At 55.4% G+C, this 26,363-nt stretch carries 20 protein-coding genes, 1 tRNA gene and 1 pseudogene; 9 read left to right on the forward strand and 13 right to left on the reverse strand.

Translation table 11 applies throughout. The features are described 5' to 3' along the window. Positions 1-12 precede the first annotated feature (12 nt). The 3 genes from mutY to mltC are packed head-to-tail and all read left to right on the forward strand — an operon-like array spanning position 13 to position 2,513. Positions 13-1,113 (forward strand): A/G-specific adenine glycosylase, encoded by a 1,101-nt coding sequence (gene mutY / locus SERAS12_RS21190; RefSeq protein WP_371105480.1) that lies wholly within the window; start codon positions 13-15, stop codon positions 1,111-1,113. After that, positions 1,110-1,382, forward strand: a complete 273-nt coding sequence (locus tag SERAS12_RS21195; protein ID WP_004948040.1) for an oxidative damage protection protein — start codon at positions 1,110-1,112, stop codon at positions 1,380-1,382. Before mutY ends, SERAS12_RS21195 begins: the two co-directional genes overlap by 4 nt. Positions 1,383-1,436: 54 nt before the next feature. Continuing rightward, complete coding sequence (gene mltC / locus SERAS12_RS21200; protein ID WP_013814494.1) at positions 1,437-2,513, forward strand: membrane-bound lytic murein transglycosylase MltC; 1,077 nt, start codon at positions 1,437-1,439, stop codon at positions 2,511-2,513. Between the two features lie 77 nt (positions 2,514-2,590). On the opposite strand, the gene SERAS12_RS21205 is transcribed toward mltC, so the two are convergent. From SERAS12_RS21205 to prpB, 3 genes are read right to left on the reverse strand one after another with little or no spacing between them, the layout of a single operon-like run. Further along, positions 2,591-4,042: a bifunctional 2-methylcitrate dehydratase/aconitate hydratase gene (locus tag SERAS12_RS21205; RefSeq protein WP_013814495.1), complete on the reverse strand. Its 1,452-nt coding sequence runs from the start codon at positions 4,040-4,042 to the stop codon at positions 2,591-2,593. A gap of 57 nt (positions 4,043-4,099) precedes the next feature. Then, the gene (gene prpC, locus SERAS12_RS21210) at positions 4,100-5,266 is read right to left on the reverse strand and encodes a 2-methylcitrate synthase (protein WP_013814496.1); all 1,167 of its coding nucleotides are present in this window, start codon (positions 5,264-5,266) and stop codon (positions 4,100-4,102) included. Between the two features lie 33 nt (positions 5,267-5,299). Beyond that, positions 5,300-6,190: a methylisocitrate lyase gene (gene prpB, locus SERAS12_RS21215; RefSeq protein WP_013814497.1), complete on the reverse strand. Its 891-nt coding sequence runs from the start codon at positions 6,188-6,190 to the stop codon at positions 5,300-5,302. A 259-nt stretch (positions 6,191-6,449) separates the two neighbouring features. Here prpB and prpR point away from each other — a divergent pair, with 259 nt between their 5' ends. Beyond that, positions 6,450-8,054, forward strand: coding sequence for a propionate catabolism operon regulatory protein PrpR (gene prpR, locus SERAS12_RS21220; RefSeq protein ID WP_013814498.1), 1,605 nt, complete (start codon positions 6,450-6,452; stop codon positions 8,052-8,054). A 29-nt stretch (positions 8,055-8,083) separates the two neighbouring features. On the opposite strand, the gene speF is transcribed toward prpR, so the two are convergent. After that, positions 8,084-10,246: an ornithine decarboxylase SpeF gene (gene speF, locus SERAS12_RS21225; protein ID WP_013814499.1), complete on the reverse strand. Its 2,163-nt coding sequence runs from the start codon at positions 10,244-10,246 to the stop codon at positions 8,084-8,086. Between the two features lie 706 nt (positions 10,247-10,952). Between speF and SERAS12_RS21230 the strand changes: the two genes are divergently transcribed. Further along, positions 10,953-11,028, forward strand: a tRNA-Phe gene (locus SERAS12_RS21230). A gap of 607 nt (positions 11,029-11,635) precedes the next feature. Here SERAS12_RS21230 and SERAS12_RS21235 read toward each other — a convergent pair. Together SERAS12_RS21235 and SERAS12_RS21240 are read right to left on the reverse strand one after the other, a co-directional pair. Next, positions 11,636-12,613: an alpha/beta hydrolase gene (locus SERAS12_RS21235; RefSeq protein WP_013814500.1), complete on the reverse strand. Its 978-nt coding sequence runs from the start codon at positions 12,611-12,613 to the stop codon at positions 11,636-11,638. A 12-nt stretch (positions 12,614-12,625) separates the two neighbouring features. Further along, complete coding sequence (locus tag SERAS12_RS21240) at positions 12,626-13,507, reverse strand: MBL fold metallo-hydrolase (RefSeq protein ID WP_013814501.1); 882 nt, start codon at positions 13,505-13,507, stop codon at positions 12,626-12,628. A gap of 118 nt (positions 13,508-13,625) precedes the next feature. Here SERAS12_RS21240 and SERAS12_RS21245 point away from each other — a divergent pair, with 118 nt between their 5' ends. Further along, a complete protein-coding gene (locus SERAS12_RS21245; protein WP_013814502.1) occupies positions 13,626-14,537 on the forward strand; it encodes a LysR family transcriptional regulator in 912 nt (303 codons plus the stop codon). A 22-nt stretch (positions 14,538-14,559) separates the two neighbouring features. Here the strand turns inward: SERAS12_RS21245 and SERAS12_RS21250 are convergent, their stop codons facing one another. Next, positions 14,560-14,946 (reverse strand): helix-turn-helix domain-containing protein, encoded by a 387-nt coding sequence (locus tag SERAS12_RS21250; RefSeq protein WP_013814503.1) that lies wholly within the window; start codon positions 14,944-14,946, stop codon positions 14,560-14,562. A 103-nt stretch (positions 14,947-15,049) separates the two neighbouring features. Between SERAS12_RS21250 and SERAS12_RS21255 the strand changes: the two genes are divergently transcribed. After that, positions 15,050-15,895, forward strand: coding sequence for an alpha/beta fold hydrolase (locus SERAS12_RS21255; protein WP_013814504.1), 846 nt, complete (start codon positions 15,050-15,052; stop codon positions 15,893-15,895). Between the two features lie 929 nt (positions 15,896-16,824). On the opposite strand, the gene SERAS12_RS21260 is transcribed toward SERAS12_RS21255, so the two are convergent. Continuing rightward, positions 16,825-17,508: a LuxR family transcriptional regulator gene (locus SERAS12_RS21260; RefSeq protein WP_013814506.1), complete on the reverse strand. Its 684-nt coding sequence runs from the start codon at positions 17,506-17,508 to the stop codon at positions 16,825-16,827. Positions 17,509-17,773: 265 nt separating this feature from the next. Between SERAS12_RS21260 and SERAS12_RS21265 the strand changes: the two genes are divergently transcribed. Next, on the forward strand, positions 17,774-18,526 hold the full coding sequence (locus SERAS12_RS21265; RefSeq protein WP_013814507.1) for an SDR family NAD(P)-dependent oxidoreductase: 753 nt from the start codon (positions 17,774-17,776) through the stop codon (positions 18,524-18,526). A gap of 119 nt (positions 18,527-18,645) precedes the next feature. After that, a pseudogene (locus tag SERAS12_RS26680) lies at positions 18,646-18,809 on the forward strand (transposase); the annotation flags it as partial. Between the two features lie 46 nt (positions 18,810-18,855). Here SERAS12_RS26680 and SERAS12_RS21270 read toward each other — a convergent pair. The 5 genes from SERAS12_RS21270 to SERAS12_RS21295 form a co-directional block, all read right to left on the reverse strand. Continuing rightward, the gene (locus SERAS12_RS21270; protein WP_013814508.1) at positions 18,856-20,100 is read right to left on the reverse strand and encodes a cation:proton antiporter; all 1,245 of its coding nucleotides are present in this window, start codon (positions 20,098-20,100) and stop codon (positions 18,856-18,858) included. 157 nt (positions 20,101-20,257) lie between these two features. Beyond that, positions 20,258-21,352: a Rieske 2Fe-2S domain-containing protein gene (locus SERAS12_RS21280; RefSeq protein ID WP_013814510.1), complete on the reverse strand. Its 1,095-nt coding sequence runs from the start codon at positions 21,350-21,352 to the stop codon at positions 20,258-20,260. 21 nt (positions 21,353-21,373) lie between these two features. Next, positions 21,374-23,077, reverse strand: a complete 1,704-nt coding sequence (locus SERAS12_RS21285; RefSeq protein ID WP_013814511.1) for an NAD(P)/FAD-dependent oxidoreductase — start codon at positions 23,075-23,077, stop codon at positions 21,374-21,376. A gap of 44 nt (positions 23,078-23,121) precedes the next feature. After that, positions 23,122-24,207: a monodechloroaminopyrrolnitrin synthase PrnB family protein gene (locus SERAS12_RS21290; protein WP_013814512.1), complete on the reverse strand. Its 1,086-nt coding sequence runs from the start codon at positions 24,205-24,207 to the stop codon at positions 23,122-23,124. Beyond that, positions 24,207-25,817 carry a tryptophan halogenase family protein gene (locus SERAS12_RS21295; RefSeq protein ID WP_013814513.1) on the reverse strand — a complete coding sequence of 537 codons (1,611 nt, stop codon included), beginning with the start codon at positions 25,815-25,817 and terminating at the stop codon, positions 24,207-24,209. The genes SERAS12_RS21290 and SERAS12_RS21295 overlap by 1 nt, the downstream gene beginning before the upstream one ends. Positions 25,818-26,363: the final 546 nt, after the last annotated feature.

Genomic DNA, 26,363 nt, shown 5'->3' on the forward strand with positions numbered 1-26,363 from the left:
TCGAATCTGCTTATGATGCAAGCACAACAGTTCGCACAGGTAGTGCTTGACTGGTACCAGCGTTACGGCCGTAAAACCCTGCCGTGGCAGCTTGATAAGACCGCCTATCAAGTATGGCTCTCCGAGGTCATGTTGCAACAAACTCAGGTTGCCACCGTTATTCCTTACTTTCAGCGTTTTATGGCGCGCTTTCCCAACGTACGCGCCTTGGCAGAAGCGCCGCTGGACGAAGTGCTGCACCTGTGGACCGGCCTGGGCTACTACGCTCGCGCGCGCAACCTGCATAAGGCGGCGCAGACCATTGTCGCACAGCACGGCGGCGAGTTCCCGACAACCTTTGAAGAAATCGCCGCTTTGCCCGGCATCGGCCGCTCAACCGCCGGTGCGGTGCTGTCGCTGGCGCTCGGTCAACACTATCCGATCCTCGACGGCAACGTGAAGCGCGTGCTGGCCCGCTGCTATGCGGTTGAGGGCTGGCCGGGCAAGAAAGACGTAGAGAACCGCCTGTGGCGGATCAGTGAAGACGTCACCCCGGCCAAGGGTGTCGGCCAGTTCAATCAGGCGATGATGGATCTGGGGGCGATGGTCTGCACTCGCTCCAAACCCAAATGCGAGCTGTGCCCCCTGAATACCGGCTGCATCGCTTACGCTAACCACAGTTGGGCAAAATACCCCGGCAAAAAACCGAAGCAGACGCTGCCGGAAAAAACCGCCTACTTCTTATTGCTGCAAAACGGCGAGCGGGCCTGGCTGGAACAACGCCCGGCCGTAGGGCTGTGGGGTGGGCTGTTTTGCTTCCCGCAGTTCAGCGAACGCGAAGAGATGGAACTCTGGCTGCAACAGCGCGGTCTGAAAGGCAATCGCCTGGAGCAGTTGACCGCATTTCGCCATACTTTCAGCCATTTTCATCTCGATATCGTGCCAATGTGGCTGGAAATGAACGATGCTGGCGGCAGTATGGATGAGGGGGTCGGTCTCTGGTATAACCTGGCGCAACCGCCCGCCGTCGGGCTGGCAGCGCCGGTTGACCGCCTGTTACAACAGTTGGCAAAACACTCCCCGCTCCAACAGGGTTTATTTGGCGCTAGCGCCATTGATGAGGAATTAGCATGAGCAGAACCATTTTTTGTACCTTCTTGCAGCGCGATGCCGAAGGGCAGGACTTCCAACTTTATCCAGGGGACATCGGCAAACGCATCTATAACGAGATCTCGAAAGAGGCCTGGGCCGAATGGATGAAAAAACAGACCATGCTGATCAACGAGAAAAAGCTGAACATGATGAATGTGGATGACCGCAAACTGCTGGAAGCCGAAATGGTCAAATTCCTGTTCGAAGGGCACGACGTCCATATCGAAGGCTATACGCCACCGAGCGAATAATGCTGTTGGGGCCAGGCGCTGGCCCTTCCAAAACTTCTCGTATACGGCTTTAAGATGAAGAAAATTTTAGCTTTGCTAGTAATAGCGCCATTGCTGATTTCCTGTTCCGGCAAGAAAACCGACGAAGTCAACGAAGCCTGGGTCAAAGACACTAACGGCTTCGAGATCCTGATGGGCCAATTTGCCCACAACATCGAGAATATCTGGGGTCTGAACGAGGTTCTGATCGCCGGGCCAAAAGATTACGTTAAATATACCGATCAGTATGAAACTCGTAGCCACATCAACTTTGATTCTGGCGCGATTACCATTGAAACCATCGCCACCACCGATCCTGCCGCGCACCTGCGCCAGGCTATCATCAGCACCCTGCTGATGGGGGACGATCCGGGTTCAATCGATCTCTATTCCGACGTCAACGATATCCAGATCAGTAAAGAGCCGTTCCTGTACGGCCAGGTGCTGGATAACAAAGGCGCGCCGATCCGTTGGGAATGGCGTGCGGCGCACTTTGCCGACTATCTGCTGCAAACCAAGCTGCAAAAACGCACCTCCGGCCTGCACGTGATTTACTCGGTCACCATTCAGCTGGTGCCAAACCACCTGGATCAGCGTGCGCACAAATACCTGCCGATGGTACGCAAGGCGTCGGAGAAATACGGCGTGGAAGAGTCGCTGATCCTGGCGATCATGCAAACCGAATCCAGCTTTAACCCGTATGCGGTAAGCGGTTCGGATGCGCTCGGCCTGATGCAGGTTGTGCAGCATACCGCCGGTAAAGACGTGTTCCAGATGCGCGGGAAATGGGGCACGCCAAGCCGCAGTTACCTGTTCGATCCGGAGAACAACATCGACACCGGTACCGCATATCTGGCAATCCTGCAAAACAACTATCTGGGCGGCATTCAGAACCCGACCTCGCGCCGCTATGCGGTGATCACCGCCTATAACGGCGGCGCAGGCAGCGTGTTGCGGGTGTTCTCCAGCGACAGAACCCGTGCGGTGAGTATCATCAACGGCATGCAGCCGGGTGACATTTACCAGACGCTGACCACCAAACACCCGGCCAGCGAGTCACGCCGTTATCTGGTGAAGGTGAACAACGCGCAGAAGAGTTATCGCAGGAAGTAATACGCTCCAGGCGGAAAATAATCAGGGCCGGCATAAAAACCGGCCCTTTTTTCGGCTTATCGCTGCAGATACGGCGTTTAAATCACGTACAGATCGAGGTATTCATGCACCGGCATCTGCTCTAAACGCCGCCGATCCAAAGAGATAGCCAAAATCCGCTGCTGCTGCCGGAGCGGGAACTGGCGCCCCAGGTTAGTGGTGAATTTTTCAATCAGCAAAGGGATACCGTCCTGGCGACGGCGGGCGTGCCCGATCGGGTATTGCACCTCCACCTCCTCGAAGCGGCTGCCGTCGCTAAATTCCAACGTAATGGCGTTAGCGATAGAACGCTTCTCGGGATCGTGGTAGTCGGCGGTAAAAGCGGGATCTTCCACACACCCGATCTTGGCGCGCAAGCTGTCGATGCGTTGATCCTGCGCCACATTGTCTTCGTAATCGGCGGCGTGCAGGCGCCCGAACAGCAGCGCGATAGCCACCATATACTGAATGCAGTGATCGCGATCCGCCGGGTTATCAAGCGGCCCCTGCTTATCGATAATGCGGATGCAGGCTTCATGAGTGCGAATGCTCACTTTGCTGATATCCGCTGCGCTTTTGCCTGCCGCCAACATCCGTTGATGCAGCGTCATGGCGGCTTCTACCGCCGTCTGGGCATGGAACTCCGCCGGGAAAGCGATCTTGAACAGCACGTTTTCCATCACGTAAGAGCCATAGGGGCGCTGAAAGCGCAGCGGTTCGCCGTTGAACAGCACGTCGCAAAATCCCCAGGTCTTGGCGCTGAGCGCCGAGGGATAACCCATCTCACCCGTTTGCGCCATCAGTGCCAGCCGCACTGCGCGTGAGGTGGCGTCGCCGGCGGCCCAGGACTTGCGCGTGCCGGTATTGGGTGAATGGCGGTAGGTACGCAGCGCCTGGCCATCCACCCAGGCCAGCGAGACGGCGTTGAGGATTTCGTCGCGGGACAACCCCAACATCTCTGCCACCACCGCCGTGGAAGCGACTTTCACCAGCAAAACATGATCCAGGCCGACGCGGTTAAAGGAGTTCTCCAGCGCAATGCAGCCCTGAATTTCATGGGCCTTGATCATGCCGCCCAGTACTTGCCCGATAGTCAGAGGCTCTTTCCCACCGGCCACCGCATTGCGCGATAGCCAGTCCGCCACCGCCAGGATCCCGCCCAGATTATCCGAAGGGTGCCCCCACTCAGCCGCCAGCCAGGTATCGTTAAAATCGAGCCAGCGGATCATGGTGCCAATATTGAAGGCCGCCTGCACCGGATCGAGCTGAAACTGGGTCCCCGGAACGCGTGCGCCGTGGGGCACCTGGGTACCCGGCACTATTGGCCCAAGCAGCTTCCTGCAGGCCGGATATTGCAGCGCTTCCAGGCCGCATCCCAGCGTATCGAGAAAGCAATAGTGCGCGGTTTCATATGCCAGTGCAGATGAAATCTCAAAATTCATAACATAATCAACAATATCGACCATTTCACGATCGAAATCCGGACGGATATTGAGCACGGAGGCGGACATAAGGCTATCTTCCTGTTTTATGATTATTGGCAAATGCGGCGCCATGCGGCCGCCGGTTTATTGACGCTGATCGAGGGGCACAAAAGCGCGTTCCTCCGGGCCGATATAGGCCGCCGCGGGCCGGATAATCTTGTTGTCGAGGCGCTGCTCAATAATATGCGCCGACCAACCGGTAACGCGGGCGATGACAAACAGCGGCGTGAACATTTCAGCGGGCACGCCCATCATGTTGTAAGAGACCGCCGAGAACCAATCGAGGTTAGGGAACATTTTTTTGGTTTCCCACAGCACGCTCTCCAATCGGTCGGCGATATTGAACAGCTTCGACTGCCCCGCCTCCTGCGACAACTGATGTGCAATGCGTTTGATGACCTGATGGCGGGGATCGGCGAGGGTATACACCGGGTGGCCAAAACCGATGATCACCTCTTTGTTTTCGATGCGTCTGCGGATGTCGGTCTCCGCCTCTTCCGGCGTTTCATAACGCTGCTGGATTTCCAGAGAGACTTCATTGGCACCGCCGTGTTTAGGGCCACGCAGCGCGCCAATGGCGCCGGCAATCGCCGAATAAATGTCCGAACCTGTACCGGCAATGACCCGGCCAGTAAAGGTAGAAGCGTTGAACTCATGTTCGGCGTAGAGCACCAGCGAGGCGTGCATCGCCTTTTCCCAGCTTTCCGTGGGCTTGGCGCCATGCAGCAAATGGAGGAAATGGCCGCCAATCGAGTCGTCATCCGTTTCCGTCTCAATGCGTTTGCCGTTGTGGCTATAGTGATACCAGTACAGCAGCATGGAACCGAGCGAGGCCAGGAGTTTGTCGGCAATATCGCGGGCGCCCGGGGTGCCATGCGCATCTTTCTCCGGCAAAACGCAGCCCAATGCGGAGACACCGGTACGCATGACGTCCATCGGATGCGAGGCGGCGGGCAGCGCTTCCAGCACCGTTTTAACGTTCATCGGCACGTCACGCAGCGCTTTTAGCTTGACCTTATAAGCGTCCAGCTCGTGCCGGGTGGGCAATTTGCCGTGGATCAGCAAATAAGCCACCTCTTCAAATTCACAATAATGCGCCAGCTCGAGAATGTCATAACCGCGGTAGTGCAAATCGTTGCCGTTTCTGCCCACGGTACACAGCGCGGTATTGCCCGCGACCACGCCAGATAAGGCAACGGATTTTTTCGGTTTATTGCCTGACGGTGTCTGTTGGGGCGTTGTCTCTGTCATGTCAGCCTCTCTGTGATATTGGCGAAGAAAACCTTATTCGCCGCGTTCGCGGGCAAATAAGGCATCCAATTTCTCTTCGAACTGGTAGTAACCAATGCTCTCGTAAAGCTCGTGACGAGTTTGCATTTGGTCGATGACGTTTTTTTGCGTGCCTTCCCGGCGCAGAACCCGATAAACATTTTCCGCCGCACGATTCATGGCGCGGAATGCAGATAAAGGATAGAGCGCCATCGCAACATGCGCGCTTTTCAATTCTTCAGTAGTAAACAGCGGCGTCGCGCCGAACTCGGTGATATTGGCCAAAATGGGCACCTGCACCGCGCCGGCGAATCGACGGTAGATCTCCAGCTCGGTCACCGCCTCGGGAAACAGCATATCCGCCCCGGCTTCGATATAGGCCCGGGCGCGATCGAGCGCCGCCTCAATCCCTTCCACGGCCAGCGCATCGGTGCGCGCCATGATGGCAAAATTGGGATCGGTGCGGGCATCCACCGCCGCCTTGATGCGATCGACCATCTCCGCCGTAGAAACAATGGCCTTATTTGGCCGGTGCCCGCAACGCTTGGCGCCAACCTGATCTTCGATATGCAGCGCCGCCGCGCCGGCCTTGCCGATAGCCTTCACGGTGCGCGCCACGTTGAAGGCCGAAGCGCCGAATCCAATGTCCGCGTCAACCAACAGCGGCAACGGGCAAACGTCGGTTATCCGCCGCACATCGGTCAGCACATCATCAAGCGTGGAGATGCCTAAATCGGGCAGCCCCAGCGAGCCGGCCGCCACTCCGCCGCCGGAAAGATAGATGGCTTGAAAACCGGCGCGTTGCGCCAGCAGCGCATGGTTTGCATTGATGGTCCCGACAATTTGCAACGGGCTTTCTTTACTTAATGCGGCACGAAAGGCCTGGCCCGGAGAGAGGGATGTCATAGGCTTATCCTCTTGCAGACAGCTGTGATTTTCAGGTGTCGGCAATAAAGCAAGGGACGTACCAACCTTGGCTTAAAATCGACGTTCTAAAAAAACAATGTTAATCAATCAGATAATAAAACCTCTTCGCTGAGCCAGGCCGCCATTTCAAAAAATGCGCCCCGGTTAACGTTTCATGAAACGTTTCACACCCTTGGCTTGAAACATGCGTGAAACGCGCCTACAACAATAGCTATGTTTCCGCATGCGTACTGATCCTATGGCTTACTCTTCAGATCTACCGGACGGCGCCGGCGACAAACCCGCCATCTGGATCGTCTCCGTCACGCGCCTGTTTGACTTGCTGCGGGATATCAGCCTGGAATTCGACAGCCTGGCAAGCATCACACCCATTCAACTGGGCTTTGAAAAAGCCGTGCAGCATATCCGCCAAAAATTACTCACCGAGCGCTGCGACGTCATCATTGCCGCAGGCTCCAATGGCGCCTATTTGAAAAGCCGCCTTTCCGTGCCGGTGGTGCTGATCAAACCGGGCGGTTTTGACATCGTTCAGGCATTGGCCAAGGCGCGCCGCATGGCCTCGTCAGTAGGCATCATTACCTATAAAAAAACGCTGCCGGAGCTGCTGGAATTTCAGCACGCGTTTGATTTGCAACTGGAACAGCGCAGCTACGTCACTAAAGAAGAAGCGCGCGAGCAACTCAATGAATTAAAAGCGAAAGGCGTTCAGGCGGTGGTCGGCGCCGGGCTGATTACCGATCTGGCTCAGGAAGCGGGGCTTGCAGGCGTGCTCATCTATTCGACCGCCACGGTGCGCCAGGCCTTTCACGAAGCGCTGAGCAGGACACGTTCCTTGCAAGGCGCGGCCCAACCGCGCAAGCCCGCCTCTGGCCGCGAAACCCTGCGCGCGCGTTATGGGATAAACCACCTGCGCGGCGATTCACCAATGATGGAGAGCGTTCGCCGCACGATCGCGCTTTATGGCCGCTCATCCGCCGCGGTACTCATCCAGGGGGAAACCGGCACCGGTAAAGAGTTGGCCGCCCAGGCCATTCATCAGGAATACTTTTCCCGCCGTGCGGCGGCTCCGTTCGTTGCCATCAACTGCGGCGCCATTGCCGAATCGCTGCTGGAGGCGGAGTTATTCGGTTATGAAGAGGGGGCGTTTACCGGCTCCCGCCGCGGTGGGCGCGCCGGCCTGTTTGAAACGGCCGATGGGGGCACGCTGTTTCTCGATGAGATCGGTGAAATGCCGCTGCCTCTGCAGAGCCGCTTGCTGCGCGTGCTGGAAGAAAAAGAAATCACCCGGGTTGGCGGACAGCGCCCTATCCCGGTGAAGGTGCGCATTATCAGCGCCACCCACTGCAGCCTGGAAAACGCAGTAAGCCGCAGCGAGTTTCGCCCCGATCTGTTTTATCGGCTCAATACGCTGCGCCTGAGCCTGCCCGCGCTGCGTGAGCGAGAGCAGGATGTCATGGAACTGGCCCAGTGGTATCTGAAACAGGCGCTGGCGGAGCTGAGCGTGCCATTTACCGCCGCCTGGATGCAGGGCGTTTTTTCCTGCCGACAACGGTTGCAGGGCTATAGCTGGCCCGGGAATATTCGCGAGTTGCGTAACATGATGCAGCGGCTGGCGCTGTTTTTAAGCGCCGAACCCTCGGAGGCATTGAGTGAACAGAAGCTCTGCGGCTGGCTGCCGGAGCTGGTTTGCGTCGGGTTATCGCCCGAGCCACCTGCGCCCGTCATATCAGACGTTAAGGCCGCTCTGGCGCAATTTAATGGCGATCGCGCCGCGACAGCGCAGTACCTCGGCATCAGCCGCACCACGCTGTGGCGGCGCCTGCGGGAAGCAGGCCTCTCTTAATTATTGCGGCAAAGCGGCCCGAGGCGCGTTTACTGCTTGATCATATAGCCGAAAATGCGTTTCCAGCCGTGATCTTTTTTCTCGATATACACGCCCTGCAGCTCCGGCGAGAAGCCTGGCAGACGGTTGATGCCGTCTTCCAGCGCCAGGAAGTAACGCTGCACCGCTCCGCCCCACACTTCCCCCGGCACCACGCACAGCACGCCCGGCGGGTACGGCAACGCGCCTTCCGCCGCAATGCGCCCTTCAGCCTGGCCGATCGGCACCAGCTCGACGTTGTCGCGAATAAACTCCACGTTGGCGTCCTGCGGGTTCATCACCACCTGCGGGAAATGGTTCTGGCGGAACATCTCTTTTTGCAGCTGCTTAACGTCGAAGCTGACGTACAGATCGTGCATTTCCTGACACAGCTGGCGGAGGGTATAGCCGCGGTAGCGCTGCTCGTTCTTGCGGTACACCGTCGGCAACACTTCGCTCAGCGGCGCGTCTTCTTCCACGTAGCGTTCGAACCGCACCAGCATATCGACCAGGTGCTCCATCTTGGCCGGATTTTCCGCCGGGGTCAGCAGGAACAGGATCGAATTAAGATCGCATTTCTCCGGCACTATGCCGTTCTCACGCAGGAAGTTGGCCAGAATGGTGGCCGGCACGCCGAACTCGGTGTATTGGCCGGTGGCCGCGTCGATGCCCGGCGTGGTCAGCAGCAGCTTGCACGGATCGACCAGATACTGGTCCTGCGCATAACCTTCGAAACCGTGCCACGTCTCGCCCGGCACAAAATTGAAGAAACGGGCGTCGTTGGCGATCAGGTCAGTATCGTAATCCTGCCAGTCCTTGCCCGCTACCTGCAACGGAATAAACGGCCGGAGCTGGGAACAGCGTTCCAGCAGTTGCTTGCGCGTCTCGATACCGAGCTTTACGCAGTCCATCCACATGCGACGGCCGGCGGCCCCGGCATGCATCTTGGCGTTAACGTCAAGCGCAGCGAACAGCGGGTAGAACGGGCTGGTCGAGGCATGCAACATGAAAGCGTTATTAAGGTGCTTGTGGTTACAGTGGCGCTTCTGGCCCTTGATATGATCGTCTTTCTTGTGGATCTGTGAGGTCTGCGAGAAACCTGCCTGCTGCTTATGCACCGACTGGGTAACGAAAATACCCGGATCGAGTTCATCCAGCTCCAGCAACAGCGGCGAGCACTCTTTCAGCATCGGGATAAAGCCTTCGTAACCCACCCAGGCGGAGTCAAACAGGATGTAATCGCACAGATGGCCGATGGTGTCGATCACCTGGCGCGCATTATAGATAGTGCCATCGTAAGTACCGAGCTGAATGATCGCCAGGCGGAACGGCCGCGCCGCATTGGCCTTCTCCGGCGCCACCTCACGAATTTGCTCACGCAGATAGCGCTCGTCAAAGCAACGTGAATCGATGCCGCCGATAAAACCAAACGGATTGCGCGCGGTTTCCAGATACACCGGCGTCGCCCCGGCCTGGATCAGCGCGCCGTGGTGGTTGGATTTATGGTTGTTGCGATCGAACAGCACCAGATCGCCGCGGGTCAGCAGCGCATTGGTCACCACCTTGTTGGCCGCCGAAGTGCCGTTGAGCACGAAATAGGTTTTATCGGCGTTGAAGACCCGCGCCGCATGCTTTTGCGCATCCTTGGCCGAGCCTTCGTGGATCAGCAGGTCGCCCAACTTGACGTCGGCGTTGCACATGTCGGAACGGAAAAGCGTTTCACCGTAGAATTCGAAAAACTTCCGGCCGGCCGGGTGCTTGCGGAAAAACTCCCCGCCCTGATGCCCCGGGCAGGCGAAGGTGGAGTTTTCCATCTCCACGTAAGTCTTCAGCGTTTTGAAAAACGGCGGCAGCAGCGCCTGCTCGTAGGCGTCCGCAGCGGCTTCCAGCTGCGCCATATAGAACGCCTTGCTGGCGCCGGCCAGGGCAAAAACGCCGGTAATAAACGGCAGGTAGTCCGGGGAGAGATGTTCATCCCCTTCAACAGCAACAAACGTTGGGATCTCGAATCCGGTGGCTTTCAGCTGCGCCAAAATACCGGCGTTAACGTCATCAACCGACACGACCACCGCGGCCACATCGGTATAGTCCGTCTGTTCAATGCGGACAATCTGGCGCAGCGTTTCAATCGTGGCGACCAGGCTGGCGCTTGTTGCTATTTTCAATTCTTTCATAATGCTAACTCTCAAACGGTTAAGGATGAGGTGGTGCCACGGGGCACGGCGATGAGATAACAAAGGTTATCCCGGCAAAGTGATGTCCGGCGTTGCAGCATAAAGCGCAACCGTGACCGGCTCATGATCGCGAGATCATCAGGCAGCTATCGGGGACTGGTATCGGCAGCGTCCGATAGACATCAGTAAAATCAGAGCCGCAGCTCTATTTTTAATAATGCCTAACAGCGAGCATCAGAAGATGCCTTACCGCATGGTCGGCAGGGCGTTCTTGGCGTACTGTGTTCGGGAAAGGTAACGGCGGCGTGATGGCATCTTCAGATGTCTGGTGCGCAGTGGCGCTTGAGTAACAAAACCAGTCATGCCAGTAATCCTCTGACTTAAATGAGCGGAAACACCGTTAGGGGACGTAGAGTGCCAAAATTTGCGCAATGATTGCATGTTTTTTTATGAGGTTCAAGTAACAATTATGTTACTGCCCATTGAGGTCGTCGTTACATAACTCATTGTTATTTATCAAATAAAAATAAAAACCTGTAAAATCAAAACGGTATAAATACACATTTTTTCTGCATATCTATTACCGCAGGCCAATGCTGACGCTCGACAGCGCCCCGCCCCATTGAATGAAAATAGAGCAACCGATCGGGTTTGTGACAGAAAGCGATTGACGATATCCAGCCAATAGGGTTAAATGCGCCCCGTTGCCCGGATAGCTCAGTCGGTAGAGCAGGGGATTGAAAATCCCCGTGTCCTTGGTTCGATTCCGAGTCCGGGCACCATATTTAGAAGAACCCGCCTATGGCGGGTTTTTTGCTTTCCGGGGTATCGACTCTTCCTGCGGACCAAGGCTGAAGCATAGTAGCCAGCGGAGCCCCGTGAGCCTGAAGTGATTGCCGTTAGCTTTGCCGGCATATCCCGAGCCCCAACAAGCAACTATTTGATGGCCTTCAGCATGCCACGCCTCCAGCGATAACATCACCCTCGCTGTCCATCAACATTTGCCCTGCATCGTCCCTGACTGCCGGTTATAGGTAAGATAGAGCATCCTGCTGTCAGGCTTCGCTAACGCGAACCGCACCAGTGCGGACATTTTGCCGGTGCCGGTAAAAGCCTTTACCACCAGTTTGCTTCCAGACCAAACCGACGATGGAGGCCTGTTCAGGTGTATCAGATAGCGCTGCTGCGGATTGGCGCCAAGAACGGACATTACAAACCCGGTCGCGTGCTTATCAAAATATATATCTGTTTCACATCTGATGAAGATAATACATGTTCAGCATTCATGTTTTGTTCCATGTTAATAAAGTTAAAACAGTCCGCTGGAACCCGCTATGCGCCCTATTCCTGCCAGCGAGGGTCAGTTGTAAGAAGTGAGAAAATTACCGATCAGACGTTAAGTATCTGGGTGATAAAATCACGGGACAGGGCAAAAACCTGCTTACGGTTTTTCTCCAGCACCATCATGTGGGTAGCTTCACCTATCTCTACCCAACGTTTCCACGGTGCGCCGGTAGCGCGCAGGAACCAGTTCAGTGTGGCATTAACAGGTACATCCTGATCCCACTCGCCATGCAGAAGAAGGACCGGAACCCTGATATCCCCCGGATCGTAAACAGGAATACCCACTGACCAGTAGTCTCGGGTATCCTGGATAGGGCCAGTGCTGGCGCGGATTTTACGCTGCACCTTTAACTGCGGATTGGGCTCGTCAGAAAGCGTTTGTGTGGCCCACTGGCTGAATCCTCCAGAAGGGATAAGGTCATGTTTTTTCTCGTCAGGTACGCTCCTCAACCAGCGGGCTTCGATGGCATCAATTTCGATGTCTCGCCATGCTCCAATGGCACCGCCGGGGTCGAGCGCAGGCTTGCCTTCCTGAAGCCACTGCGGCGCGATCAATGTAAGCCGGCGCACTTTCCAGGGATTAAGCGTGGTATAGAGTGCTGATACGGTTCCGCCCCACGACATGCCAATGATATTCAGCTGCGTCAGATCCTGTTGCTGAAGGATGAAATCAATGGCATTGCCGAGATCGCCTGCTGCTACCTCGGCGCGCGCGGAAGGCGGATTTTCCAGAGCGGGGGCATCGAATGAAGCCATTCTGGATGCGCCACCGTAACCGCGAACATCAAGGGCCCAAACGTCCATACCGGAGGCGGCGAGATAATCCATGAAGGATTCACCTTCAATTTGCGTATCAAATAGACTCCCTGATGAATAGGTCGCGCCGTGCATCAGGATCACCGTATGCGCAGTGTCGAATACGCTTATATCGGCCAACCGCCGATGACGCAACCACAGCTTAATGTCTGTGGTATCTGAATCGATAGCGAAAGCCTCACTAAACAGTGGCATTAAAGATGACATGTTCTTATCCTGTTACGCGTGCTGCCAGCACAGCTGGCCATTTATGGATACGCATTTTCCGACAGAGCGATCCGGAAAATGTGAGGTGAAAACCAGTGCGCCGGTCTCTGCGGCAAAACTCAGCATGTCCCGGCGGGATTGCTGCGCAGTATCGGGAAACTCGCAGTAGCTACTGTTCCACTGCGGCAGACAGACCTGCAGAGGGCTATGCGCAATATCTCCCCAGAACAGAGCGGTTTCCCCCCCACGTGACATGCTGAAAGCTAAGTGAGCAACGCTGTGCCCCGGAGTCCTGTGAATACGCAGTCCGGGAAAAATCTCAGCCGCGTGTTCATCCAGCAGCACTGCCTGCCCCGATGCCACCACCGGGATAACACTGTCCTCCAGTGCACCAATGCTCGGTCGCATTACATTTTCTGGATCCTGATAGAAGATGTATTCCTGTGCTGAGAAGTAGTAACGGGCATTTGGGAATGTAGGTATCCATTCCCCCTCACAATAAGTCGTATTCCAGCCCACGTGATCGACGTGAAGATGCGTCAGCACCACGGCGTCCACCTGCTCAGGAGTAACTCCGGTGCTTCTTAGTGCTTTCAGCCAGTCACTCTTCATCTGATGGAATTTAGGGTTACCCGGACGATCCTTGCCATTACCGGAAGCTGTATCAATGATGATGAACTTACCGTCTCTTTCAACAAGCCAGCTGTGCGTACTGAGCGTTAGTGTTTCAGTTTGCAGGTCTATGCAGTTCGGTTTGAGATGTTCAGCGAACGCTGAAACTGTCTGACGATTCCATTGCGGAAACAGGGACGTCGCCGGAATGGCGGTACTCTGCTGTTCCGGGATTTTTGTGATTTTTGCTCCAGCCACTTGCCAGGTTAACAGGTCATTCATAAGCCTTTCCTTTCGTTTATTTACTGCTGATGGCATTATCTTCGCATTTGCGAAACATGATGAACAACTGGGCAGCAGGCAAACTTAAATTGCAAATAAAGCAACGATAAGGTGGTTTATGGATAAATTTTCCACAATGCGCAGTTTCTTACGGGTTGTAGAAACCGGCGCCTTCATACGTGCGGCTGAAAGCCTCGGATTGCCTAAATCAACGGTGACGCGACAAATCCAGGCACTTGAAGCAGAACTGGGTGTAAAACTGCTGCACCGCTCATCTCGCAGGCTCCGTCTGACTGAACAGGGAGAGGTGTACTATAAAGGTGCTCAGGACCTGCTTATACAGGCCGAAAGGCTTGATAATAGCGTGTCAGGCTCTGATGCAACGTGGCGTGGGCAGTTGAGGGTTGAGATGCCAGGTGCATTGGCGTACTGCCTGCTTATCCCTCGCATTCCTGATTTCATGAACCGCTATCCGGACCTGCAAGTCATCACAAGCATTGGTAATCGTACCAGCGACCTTATAGATAATCAGATTGACTGCGTGATCCGTGTTGGTGCGTTGCGTCATGATACGCTCATTTCACGCTCGCTCGGAACATTGCCGATGGCTGTTTGCGCCGCACCACAATATCTGGAAAAGAATGGGAGACCTACTCACCCGTCTGAGCTTTTGAAGCATTATCTGATTCAGGTCAGGTCACCGCAAAGCGGCAGGAGTTTTGGGCACCAACTGGTAAAAGATAACGGATCTTTTGCCATTCAAGGGCCGTTTCAGATTTCCGTAAACGATGCTTTTGCGGCATTGTGTGCTGCACGGGCGGGATTAGGCATTGTAACAACCTACGCATTTCTGGTGAAGGATGCGTTAATAAAAGGGGAACTTGTCAGCCTGTTTGATGAGTGGGAAGTGGATAAACTGCCGGTTCATATTGCATGGCCCGAAAACCGCCAGCTTGCGCCACGGGTCAGGCTCTTTTCCGACTGGGTCCGGGGACAGTTTAATGATATGGCACTAACTGACCTCAATTAACGTCTTCTGTGTCAAACCGCACTCAGTCTTCGGACGGAATATCTGATGGCTGTCTGCTGGCCGCTGCCAGCTTACGGGCTTGTTCGACATGAGGCAGATTTTCAATTGCCCACTCCCTTAGGGGGGCTAGTAAAATTACCAACGACTCACCGAGGGGGGTGATGCTGTACTCTACCTTGACGGGTACCGCAGCAAACACCGTCCTCGTGACCAGTCCGTTGCATTCCAGTTTCCGCAATGTATGTGTTAGCACCTTCTGACTAATTCCCTCTATAGCGCGTTTTAGCGCGTTGAAGCGCACCGGGTGTTCTCTCACTGCCATCAGCACAAGCATTGACCACTTGTCGGCAAGTTGATCCAACAATTCGCGGGTCGGACAAGCGATAGAAAATGGCCCTCGTAAATCCATGGTTACCTCAAGGTTTCTAAGTGACATTCTGGTATCTAATTGATACCAAGGTACAACTTAGGCATGCTATCACCTCCAGTAACAATCATCCATCAGGTGGTATATGAACATACATACAAATCATTTTCGTATTCGGCGTATCGGCGTCAACAATACAACACTCAACGTGGCCACTGGCGGCTCAGGCCCGGCTATCCTCTTTTTACACGGTTGGCCCCATACCTGGGAAATCTGGCGTGATGTCATGAAGGAGATGCAATCAAACTATACCGTCATTGCCCCCGATCTGCGCGGTCTGGGTGCCAGCGCAAGAGAAGAAAGGGGCTACGACCTGCATACGCTTGCCGATGATGCGGCCGGGATTTTGGATGCCCTGGGGCTGCAAACTGCAGGGATTGTGGGGATTGATTTGGGCGTCGCTGTCTCCTGGATGCTCGCTGCACGCCATCCTGCCAGAGCCAGCAAACTTGTAGTTATGGAAGGACTACTCGGAACCCTCCCTGGCGCTGAGACCTTCGTGAAAAATGGACCACCGTGGTGGTTCGGTTTCCATCAAGTCCCTGGGTTCGCCGAGAAGGTTCTGGAGGGTAACGAAGCAGCATATATTGATGAATTCTTGCTGTCAGGAACTAAAGGGCGCAAAGGCGTCGCAACCGAGATTCGCAGAGCATTCATTGATGCTTACAGCAACCGTGATGCTATGCGCTGCGGTTTCGAACATTACCGTGCCCTCCCCGAAAATGCACGTCAGATTAAAGACATGGTTACGGAAAACAAACTCGAATTACCCGTCATGGCCATCGCTGGCGGCATTGTAGGCAGCGCCCTGGCAGGCCAGTTGCGCAGCGTAACCGCTGACCTGACGGAAATAACCCTTACCGACTGCGCTCACCTTATCCCTCTGGAACAGTCGGCGGCTCTGGTCGCTCAACTGCGCACGTTTCTGTGATGAACATCCAGTAACAACATTCCCTCATCTACAAATTCATTAAAAATAGTGGAGCGACTTATTCGAGGAGCGAAAGGCAATTGTGGAGGCATTAAAACGTGCGGTGTATCCCTGAAAAACGAACCATTCACTGTTAGAGATCTTCCGACATTTACCTCTTCTACCCGTGCGGACATTTTGCCGGTGCCGGTAAAAGCCTTTACCACCAGTTTGCTTCCAGACCAAACCGATGATGGCGGCCTGTTCAGGTATATCTAAATAAGGCATTAGCAGTACTCCGTTGAATCATCACCGGTGCTACCTGCCCAAGTCAATAGGGTACGCACCATAGGAAAACCTTTTCGCAACTGAAAAAGTTTCCGTTAGGCTGTCATACATGCTGCTTGTGTCTGGTAAAAAGATCCCATGGAAAGTGAGTTGAAGCAGTAGCTCGCTAAAAAATATCAGGGCTATATCTTTTTTAAATTTTTATAGGGATGGTAAACTTACCATTACATCACATTATCTTATTACGTAGAAAAGGCGTTAATCCAGGCAATAAGAAAGGATATATGGTATAGACTTCGAACATATGGATTTTCAGCACCGATATCAAAAATTCGAATATATATATCTGTACAGATATTAACACTCTATTTATTGCCATCGATTCATTTTATTCTCCCTTAGAGAATAGATTACCTTATGCATTATAATCATTCTAATGCTAAGTGTTGAAAATTCCCCTGGTGTTACATATTTTCAATGCCCTGACCGTTATTTAAATAAATCCGGCCACAATAATATTACAAGGTATTATGATAATTACCTATAGTTTTTTAATTAGCAACGCGTTGGAGTAGAATAATATTAATTTTATTAACGTGTCAAAAGGAAGGATTTAAGATCCTATGAGAAGTCATAGTATAAAACCAATAGACTCACGATAACTATTTGAAAAAAATCTGAAAAGGAAATGTATCCTGATACCCTAGCTTAATGCACTCATCTATAAGCTGAACACTTGAAGTTACATTGAACTTGACTTTCAGGCTTCTCATGCAGTAGTCATAATTAGCAAGATTAATATTTAAAAGCTCTGATATTTGTTTTCTTTTCAATCCTTTAAGAAGAAAAAAAAGCAATTTAGCCTCATTGGCACTGAGTTTCACATCTTTGTATGATGATATTTTTAACACTTTTGATACACCGGTAACATTATGAAAATCAATATAACCATTCATAATAATAGCTGTTGCCGTGGTCCCGGCAGGAAATCCATTTTTATCATATATAACTTGTTTAGACGTATGTAAAAATGCATGAACGACTCCCGGGAGTGGCTCAAGAACATTGTAAACCTCACCTGCAAGGATCGCTTTCTCATGATCCCTATAAATATCGCCTCTTTCAGCCCATGGCATGTCTGAGTCATCAAGAGTCGGCAACCTATATGGATCCACACCAGAGAACCGGCTAAACAATAAGTTAGATGCAACAAAGCGGTGATTGAGATCTTTAACAAGGCTTATCCCGGCGCAGGCAGGTATTACGGGGTTGTCTAAATAATACTCAATGGTTGGTGAGTTCTTCTCATCCAAAGGTGAAAACTGTCTACTCTCTATCTTGGTCATGGAAGTCCTCCCATGGACTTTAGGGCTTTCACTGTAAAGCGAAAGCATAATCCGTCATTTTCACTCTATAAGTAACATATTTCTGCAACCTAAAAACCCTCTCGTTTTATGAATATAATGTAACAATACCTTTCATTATTGTTTTACGTATTAAAACCGCGTCTCATTATAACTACAACTCAACTAAAAACAGGATTTTTTATTTCCGTTTCCTGAATCCCAATCTATACTGGGGTAGGTATTTTACAGTCCATGGAGATTCAGGATGTCTAAGAAAAAAACCGTCATAATTACTGGTGCGCTTAGCGGCATTGGAGAAGAATGTGCCCGCAAGTTCAGTCAAATGGGGTATAATGTAATAATTTCAGGACGTAATGAAAAAAGAGGTAGGGAATTAGAAACCGAACTACGTCAAATCAATCCTGAGATTCACTTCTTTTTAGCCGATATCGTATTTGAGAATCAGGTTTCCGAATTAATTAAGTACACGCAGCAGGTTTTTGGGAAAATCGATGTATTGCTTAATGTTGCCGGTACAGAGGGGCAGCCTATCTCACATGACAGAACCACAGTCGAAGACTTCCGCCATGTATTTGATACCAATGTGCTGGGAACCCAACTGGTGATGAAGCATGTTCTGCCGGTTATGTGCAAACAGGGGTCAGGCAGCTTAGTTAATTTCTCATCGCAAGCTGGGCAAGTCGGTATTCCTGGCGGCAGCGTCTATTCAGCAAGTAAACATGCAGTAAACGGATTAACGCGCTCCGCCGCACTTGAAGTTGCCGCTGACGGGGTGCGGGTTAACGCCATTGCGCCCGGGCCAGTAGCAACAGCAATGTTTGACCGGTTTGTGGGTAACGATCCGATAGCGAAGGAAAAATTTCTCAGTAAAATGCCTACAGGTCGTATTGTTACAACCGAGGAGATTGCTGCAACGGCACTTTTCCTGGCTTCGGATAATGCCCGTTCTATCATTGGCCAAATTATCACGGTTGACGGTGGCTATTCTGTAGGTTAATACCCAAAAGAACTGGCAAGTTGATATCACAGTGTTTTCGAACTTGTACACTCTATATTAATAACCAAGCTTCTCTTAAAAAAGGATGCCTGTGTTGGCGCACAGGCGTCCTTTTCTCGATCACTGGTGATAACCCCGAACGGTTGAAAAGTGAAGCGGCGCTGGCATCACTCTGTGACGTGAATCCCTTACCAGCCTCTTCTGGGCACCGATTAAACGTGGTGGCTCACGTGAAGCAAATAATGCCCTGCGGATAATAGCCCTGGCGCGTATGCGTAGCGATCCGCCAGAGGAACAATTTTCAATTGGCGCAACCTACCTGATGCGCGTCACTTTTCGGTGCCCTGAATTGCTGACGTCGCGCGCGATTGTGCGCGCAGGGTGAGTCGAACCAGCGGTACGGTCAGCGCCGTGGTCACCAGCGCGAACACCACGAGGATCGTGTAGACCTTTGGCGGAAGGATCTGCATCTGCAGACCGATTGACAGGACTATTAGCTCCATCAAGCCGCGCGTATTCATCAGCGAACCCACCAACATCGCATCGCGTGGCTCAAGCCCGGTGGCACGCGCGCCCAGATAACTGCCGCCGAACTTGCCGATGAATCCGCCCGCAAAGAATACACCGAACCACATCCATGATGCCGCGTCGTCGATCGTGCCGACCGACGCATGCAGCCCCGCATACGCGAAAAACACCGGCATCAGCACAAGCCTGACAAAACCTTCGACGTTGTCCCGCCACTCATTCGCAATGCCGGGCACGCGCCGCACGAACAGCGCCGCCGCAAGTGCGCCAAATGCGCTATGAAACCCGATCAGCGACGTCGCGAGTGCCGACGCCATGACGAAGCACAACAACACGGCCAAGCGGTCGCGCGTCGCATGCGCAGTCGATGCGAGCCGCACAAGCGTCGGTCGAACCACGAAGCGCACCAGGAGCGCGCACAGCACCAGATACGCGAGCAGGCTGACGAGCATGCGCGCAAATGCCCAACCAGGCCCGCTAGATAGCGAAGCAATAGCGGCAAGCAGCATCCATCCGAGCGCATCCGTCAGCATCGCGGCAGACATTGCGTGCCGTGCACCCACCATGGCGTTGAGCGCCAGGTCGTCGACGATGCGCGCCATCACCGGTACCGCTGATATCGCAAGCGCGACACCGCAGAAGAGTATATAGGGCAGCGCCGGCGCGTCGCCGGCGAGCATGTCTTTCGAGACAGTGGCGACGATCATGCCGATCACGGCCGGTAAGACGAGCCCACCCGCGGCGATCGCGACGGGCATGCGCCAGCGCCTGCCGCGCAGCGTCTCGCCCAACTCCATATGCAGACCCACCTGAAACATCAGCAGTATCAGGCCGACTTCGCCGACTTGCGCCATCGCCGACAGCGTGCTTGGGCCGAACAATGCGTCGTAGAAATCCGGTGCGATCACGCCGAACAGCGAAGGACCCAACAGCAAACCGGCCGCGATCTCGCCGACGACCGCGCACTGGCCGAGCCGTTCGGCAAGGCGGCCGCAGACGTTGCAGAGCGCGATTACCAGCACCAGTTGCAACAGCCAGACAGTCATGAATACCTCGGAAAGAGCGGCACCGACACGAATCTGCTGGCCGCGAGCCCGACTGGGCCCGCCGCGCCATACGCCGTGATGACCGTGACGCCGCTCGCCAGGTTCGCGAGCGCCTGGCGGAACGACGCGCCCAAGACCGGCTCGGCTAGCTCACGCATCATCGCTCACTCTCAACGCGGTCGACCCAGCCCCGGTAGAACGCACGGTACTTGAGCACGAGCTTGTCGTACTTGCTGTACGCACCGCCGCCGTCCGGCTTCATCCCGTTCCAGATTTTAACGTCGTACTTCGCTGCCTGACGGGTCTGCAGCCCGAACAGCACGAAGTCGGTCGCGCGGCGCAGGGCCCCCCCCACCTTCTTGATCGAGATGAGCATGTGCATGACGTTCTTGCCGTCGCTCACCGGCGTCACACACTGGAGCAGCTTGTATTTGAAGTCTCCGTCCAGGGAGACGGTCATGACGCACCCGCCGGGGTAGCCATCAAAGTGCAGGTTCATCTGCGACATGTTCAGGCCGAGCACGCGTGCCAGCATGCCGGAGGCCCCGAAATACCGGTCCACGGTGAAGTCGATCCCGGCACCGAACCACGCGCCCGCCCGAGCCAGAGACTCAACCTCCGGCCACCGCTGCCAATCGTCGAACAGCTTGAGCTCGAAGGCCGAGATCGGGAGCTCATGCACGGGGGACGCGTGTTGCGCGTCGTAGAAGTTCTCTACAATCCGCAAGACCGCCGTCGTCGTCTCGAACGCGAAGTGCAGGTGCATAAAGTCGCCGTTGTCGACGTCGGCTGCGGCGATTTCGGGCAGCGGGTGCAGCGGCTCCGGGGAGCCGTACCAGACCCACACGTAGCCGTATCGTTCGATGGTGACCAACGTCGGTTGACGCACCGATCGCGGCACGGGCTCCAGCCGGCGCACCGTCTGGTTGTGACCGGGGATGTGAACGCACTGGCCCTGCTCGTCGTACCGCCAGTGATGAAACGGGCACTGGATGCACCCGTCCTTGACCTGCCCGTCGGCCAGGTTCGCACCAAGGTGCGAGCAGTGGCGGTCCATCACCACCGCCTGCCCCGTCGCTCCGCGCCACGCCACGCACGGCCGGCCGAAGAGCGTCAACTCCGTCGGTTTGTCCTTGAGGTCGTCCGAGCGCATCGCGACGTACCAGCTCGCGGCCACGCTCGTAGTCGCGTCGTACGCCCTCGAAGGATGCTCCTCGGCGTTCACTTGAACCAATTGAATGTCGTTCATCATTTTTGTGTCCTCGATGGCCGGCTACTTCTTCCGAGTCAAGCTGATGCGGGTCGTGATGTACGCCTTGAGCAGCGCGAACATCGGGTTGTAGTCGAAGTACTTTTTCACCTCTGCCGGCGCGCTGGTTTGTGTCCAGTGCATCAGCTTCATCGCCGGCAGCAGGCTGTACTTCGAGTTGTTGAGCTGCGGCTTGTCCCCGGTGATGCAGTACCCGAAGCCGAACATCTGCTTGGCGAAGTCTCGTTCGTCGATGAGGGCGTGGATCCGCGCCGCGGCCTCCCCGGTCGGTTTGAGCCCGGCGCTTACCGCCTCGATCTCGGCTTTAGCGTCGTTGAACAACTGGTAGTACCCCTCCATGTCCGCGCACAGGTACCCGAGGTACGGGGGGTCGTTGTCGAGGTGATCGAGGTCGCCCTCGTCGCGCGACGCGCGGAACCTTGCGTGGGCTTGCACGAGCCGGAACTGCCCGAGGATCGTGCCGACGGCCCACAGCCTGTGGAACGCGTCCCACAGGCGGAAGTCCGTGAATGCCGTGTAGCAGCAGCTGACGAAGTCGTCGTTGTGGTCCAAAAGCTTTTGCTGCAGGCGTTCGATGTACTCGAAGCGCTCAGGGGAGAAGTCATCGTCGCGTAGCGCCTTGATGAGGCGCGCCGCGAGCGCGTGGATGGTCACCGCGGTGTTCTCGAGCCCCCGGGAGAAGAGCGGGTCGATGAACCCGTTCGCGTGCAGCATCAGGCAGTAGCGATCGCCGACGCAGGAGGTCGACGAGAACTGCAGGCGGTCGGTCTTGACCCAGTCGCGCACCGGCACGGCGTCCCGGAACTGCGCCCCGATGCTCGGGAACCGCGCGAGGAACTCGTCGAATTCTTGCTGCGCGGAGATGTCCGTTTTCGGGTAGACACGCGGATCAAGCTGCAGGCCGACGCTCACCAGGTTGTTGGTCGACCGCGGGTGGTTGTTGAACGGAATCACCCAGAGCCAGCCGCCCTCGAACATGTGGTGCAAGGTCCCTTCGTGCCAGCGCCAGCGCTGCCCCTTGACCTTGAAAATATCGTCGAACGGCTTGACCCCGAGCATGTGCGTGTAGAGGCTGCGCGAGTGCGTCTTGAAGCGACAAGGCTCTTCGCGGAGATTGAACTTGGTCGCGAGCGGCGCGCGGGGTCCTCCACAGTCGATCATATACCGGCCGGTGAACCGTTCGTCCTCGGCGGTGGTCACCGCGACGCCGTCTTTATCGGCGTGGTACTCGGTCACTTTAGTCTTCTGGCGGACCGTGCAACCGTATTTAATGGCGGCCTGCAACAGGTAGGCGTCGACGTCTTGCCGGTAATAATGGCTCTCCGGCCCCCAGGGCAGCTCGGGAATGACGCACTGCGTGAACTCCTTCGGGTCGTGCTCCTGGCCAGGCTTGTGGAACACAAAGCCGAAGTTGCGCTTGATGCCCGTGCTCGACGAGACGTAACGCTGCGTCGAGTAGAACGACGTGATGTGGCCGAGCTCCGGGATGCCGTAGCGATCGGCAATGATACGGTTCATAAGAGACGTCTCGGGAATCGACGATTCGCCGATCGTGAACCGCGGGTGCGACGACTCCTCGATGATCAGCACGCGAAACTGCTGTTTGGCCAGGATAGCCCCCATCTGGGTGCCGGACATGCCCGAGCCGAGGATGATCACGTCGAAGTGGTTGTTATCGCGCCCGTGCGCGGGGCTCTTCTGAGTCATGAGGGCAAATCTCCTTAATGAGATGGAACAGATGGCCGTGCGCGTCAGAACTCGTTGAGAGCGGTGCGAATGCGGGAGCGCGCGGCAAGCGTGAGCGTGACCAGATCGCCGAGCATGCTGGGCGCGTACCCCCCACTGCCGATTGCCGGGCCGCTTCGCCCGACTTCGTACACCCGCCCTGCCAATTGAACATGAGGTGCCCGGAAGCGCAGCAGGACCACGAAGATCCGGTTGAGGGCAGCCAGCCCGGCCCGGACGGATTCGTCCTGCGCGCCGACCGCTCGCGCCTCGCCGATCGCACGGTCGACGAGCGCCGGCTTGCCGGCGAACCGAGCGTAGACCGCCCGGTACGCGGGAAGCACATAGGGCAGGTACGTCTCTTTGAATTCTCGATAAGCCTGGTGGTCCGATTGCGAGCCCCACAGGACGTGATCCAGCACGAAGAGGGGCATTTCTACGGCACCGGGGCCAAGGTAGCTCTGGCCCCCGACGCGAATCGGTTCGTAGAAGGGGCGGAGCTCATCGTAGAAGACCTGCGGCGAAATGAAGCGGTACGCGTAGACGATCGATTCGACCATTTTTTGCAGATAGGCGGCCAGCTCGTCGCACCCTGGCGCGAACGCGGGCGACCTCAGGGGCACGTCGTGCAGCTCGACGGTCACCGCGATGGCCGCCTCGAGGGCCGCCATCGAGATACGCACGCTCTCGAGCAGGTGCGCTTCGTCGCTGAGCCCGGTGTAGCTCCGTTGCGCGTCGGCCGCTGCGGGGTTCCAGACCGTCACATGCAGGAGCGTCTCGCGCGGCGGCAGATCGGTCATGCGCGCCAGGTCGAGCAGCACCGGCTCGAGCCCAGGCACCACGTCCGCGGGCTCATGTCCGTGCCGTTTGAGCGACCCCAGGAAGAACCCAATGTCCCGCATCGCGGCGGCGGCTTCGACGAAGCCCCAGCCGGAGGGCACGCCGCGCACCGGGAGGAACTCGCGCAGCAGGCCAACGATGCCGGGCACGTCCTTGTTACGGTTCAGGCCCGGCAGTTGCAGAACGAGCGAGCGAGCCTGCAGCGGATCGCAAGCCGCCACGGCAGCGTGCGTGGCCGCGAATACACATGCCCGGTCCTGGGTGCGTTCCACTACAGGCTCTCCGGCGACGCGGGCGTCGATCCGGATCGAGACAGCCCCACGTCGCCCTCACGCAGCGACCGCAGGTAGTCATAGTTCGTCGGCAGGCTCGCCCGCAGACGCTCGGCCTCACGCTGGATGCGGGCGAACATCGCCTCGGCCTTTTCGATCGACTCAGGTCGCAGTTGCAAGAGCGGCAGCGACCGGTCGGGCAGCATGCCCAGGCCGGCAAAAATGCAGTAGTAGTTCCCGTTCAACCAGAAGTTCTTGAATTCGAAGTCGAAGGTCTCATAGTACGTGGAATCGTCGAACGACGTGGTAGTCAGCGGCAGCCCCGCCTTGTAGCGCTCAACCTTCTCTTTGATGGAGTCAGAGAGCCGCAGGTCGTGCCGGTTCGCGAGCCAGAACGGCGTATCTTCGCGCGACGAGGTGAAATAGTGCGCCTGAACAAAGTCCCGGCAGTCGTCGAACATGTAGGTGATCTCGGCGTTGAACGCGTCGGCCAACCGCGGGTCGAACGAGGTGTCGGGGAAGTGCTTCACGAGTTGGTAAAGCGCCGCGTAGATGAAGTAGATCCCCGTCGATTCCAGGGGCTCCAAAAAACACGACGATAGCCCTATAGAGACGCAGTTGTTGACCCACGCCCGCTTGTTGCGCCCGACCCGGAATTTGATCTGGTTGAGCGGCTGATTGTCCGAGAGCCCCCAAAGGTTGAGGAGGTCGGTGGTGGCCTGGTCGCGGGAGGTGAACTTGCTCGAGAACACGTAGCCGCTGCCGAACCGGCCCAGCATCGGAATCTTCCAGGTCCACCCCGAGTTCATGGCGATCGCGGAGGTGTAGGGTTCGACCCCCACTTGCGCGTCGTCGTTGGGTACGGCAGTGGCGACCGCGCTGTCGCACAACAGGTAGTCGGACATATCAATGAAGGGCTCTTTCAGGGCCTGATTGATTAAAAGTCCCCGCATGCCGGAGCAGTCGATGAACAGGTCCGCCTCCAGCTTCCGGCCCTCCTTGGTGAGCAGGCTGGAGATGAAGCCGTGCTCGTTCAGGTTAACCTCCACGACCTCGTCGACCACGCGGTTCACCCCGCGATCGACGGCCCAGCGCTTCAAGAAATCGGCCACCAGGTGCGCGTCGAAGTGCCACGCATGAGACATCTGACGGGTGCCGTCGTGCAGGCACGGTGCCAGATTGCCATCGAGCGCCCCGGGCTGCGGGTAGCAGGCGTACGCCATCGACTGCTGAAAGCCCTGTTCGCGCTTGCGCAGCCAGTAGTGGGTAAGCGGCACGCCGTCGCAGCTCGGCACATTGCCGAACAAATGATAGAAGTAATCGTTGCGCGAGTGGTCGGGAGAGGTTCTCCAATTCACGAACTTGATGCCGGCCTTGAACGCGCCGTTCACCTGGGGCATCCACTCCTGCTCCGGTATCCCAAGGAAGTCGAAGAACACCTTCTGCAAACTCGGGATGGTCGCCTCGCCCACGCCGATCCGGGGGATCGTCGCAGATTCGATGAGCGTAATGTTCGCCTGCTGTTGGAGCGCCCGGACGAGGTACGAGGCGGACATCCAGCCTGCAGTGCCGCCGCCCACGATGACGATATTCTTGATCGGTTTGCTCATGACACTCTCCCATAGGAGCTAGTGGAGATGTTAAATTAGGTTCTAATTCAGACTAGAATCTAATCTAAAAAGTGCAAATTCCGTTTCTGAGTTAACTCAGCGATATATCCTCATGCGAAGCACCCCCTCAAAACCCTAATTCTTCACTACCCAACCACCGGTTAAAAATATTATTTTCAACCGGTTAGAGTTACGGGAGAAGCAGGAAAAACAAGACCGCAAAATTATTTATCATAATAAAATAAAGCCTTATAACACCCCTGACTCACCCCCAAAAGACATCTGCACAACATACTGTTTTTACTTGACTATTTTAATAAAAAAGGCACCGTGACTTATCTAAAAAGGCCATGTTAGACGCTTTCAATCACTGCCAGCGCCGCTTTGACCTCATCCTTTTAAATAAACACTTTACCTATTAGATATTAATTCATTTTGAATTGATAGCATGCTCATTATCTTATAAATTAAACACCCAGTTAGTTATAGTCGATGCATTATAAACTTGCCAACCAACAAGAATAATCAACTCCAACCCATTCGTTA

It is taken from the genome of Serratia sp. AS12 (genome assembly GCF_000214195.1).
GTDB lineage: Bacteria > Pseudomonadota > Gammaproteobacteria > Enterobacterales > Enterobacteriaceae > Serratia > Serratia plymuthica.

What these genes read in the sequence shown, in the direction of transcription:
- mutY (WP_371105480.1), top strand. Translation starts at nt 13, where the DNA reads ATGATGCAAGCACAACAGTTCGCACAGGTAGTGCTTGACTGGTACCAG.
- SERAS12_RS21195 (WP_004948040.1), top strand. Translation starts at nt 1,110, where the DNA reads ATGAGCAGAACCATTTTTTGTACCTTCTTGCAGCGCGATGCCGAAGGG.
- mltC (WP_013814494.1), top strand. Translation starts at nt 1,437, where the DNA reads ATGAAGAAAATTTTAGCTTTGCTAGTAATAGCGCCATTGCTGATTTCC.
- SERAS12_RS21205 (WP_013814495.1), bottom strand. Translation starts at nt 4,042, where the DNA reads ATGTCCGCCTCCGTGCTCAATATCCGTCCGGATTTCGATCGTGAAATG.
- prpC (WP_013814496.1), bottom strand. Translation starts at nt 5,266, where the DNA reads ATGACAGAGACAACGCCCCAACAGACACCGTCAGGCAATAAACCGAAA.
- prpB (WP_013814497.1), bottom strand. Translation starts at nt 6,190, where the DNA reads ATGACATCCCTCTCTCCGGGCCAGGCCTTTCGTGCCGCATTAAGTAAA.
- prpR (WP_013814498.1), top strand. Translation starts at nt 6,450, where the DNA reads ATGGCTTACTCTTCAGATCTACCGGACGGCGCCGGCGACAAACCCGCC.
- speF (WP_013814499.1), bottom strand. Translation starts at nt 10,246, where the DNA reads ATGAAAGAATTGAAAATAGCAACAAGCGCCAGCCTGGTCGCCACGATT.
- SERAS12_RS21235 (WP_013814500.1), bottom strand. Translation starts at nt 12,613, where the DNA reads ATGTCATCTTTAATGCCACTGTTTAGTGAGGCTTTCGCTATCGATTCA.
- SERAS12_RS21240 (WP_013814501.1), bottom strand. Translation starts at nt 13,507, where the DNA reads ATGAATGACCTGTTAACCTGGCAAGTGGCTGGAGCAAAAATCACAAAA.
- SERAS12_RS21245 (WP_013814502.1), top strand. Translation starts at nt 13,626, where the DNA reads ATGGATAAATTTTCCACAATGCGCAGTTTCTTACGGGTTGTAGAAACC.
- SERAS12_RS21250 (WP_013814503.1), bottom strand. Translation starts at nt 14,946, where the DNA reads ATGGATTTACGAGGGCCATTTTCTATCGCTTGTCCGACCCGCGAATTG.
- SERAS12_RS21255 (WP_013814504.1), top strand. Translation starts at nt 15,050, where the DNA reads ATGAACATACATACAAATCATTTTCGTATTCGGCGTATCGGCGTCAAC.
- SERAS12_RS21260 (WP_013814506.1), bottom strand. Translation starts at nt 17,508, where the DNA reads ATGACCAAGATAGAGAGTAGACAGTTTTCACCTTTGGATGAGAAGAAC.
- SERAS12_RS21265 (WP_013814507.1), top strand. Translation starts at nt 17,774, where the DNA reads ATGTCTAAGAAAAAAACCGTCATAATTACTGGTGCGCTTAGCGGCATT.
- SERAS12_RS21270 (WP_013814508.1), bottom strand. Translation starts at nt 20,100, where the DNA reads ATGACTGTCTGGCTGTTGCAACTGGTGCTGGTAATCGCGCTCTGCAAC.
- SERAS12_RS21280 (WP_013814510.1), bottom strand. Translation starts at nt 21,352, where the DNA reads ATGATGAACGACATTCAATTGGTTCAAGTGAACGCCGAGGAGCATCCT.
- SERAS12_RS21285 (WP_013814511.1), bottom strand. Translation starts at nt 23,077, where the DNA reads ATGACTCAGAAGAGCCCCGCGCACGGGCGCGATAACAACCACTTCGAC.
- SERAS12_RS21295 (WP_013814513.1), bottom strand. Translation starts at nt 25,817, where the DNA reads ATGAGCAAACCGATCAAGAATATCGTCATCGTGGGCGGCGGCACTGCA.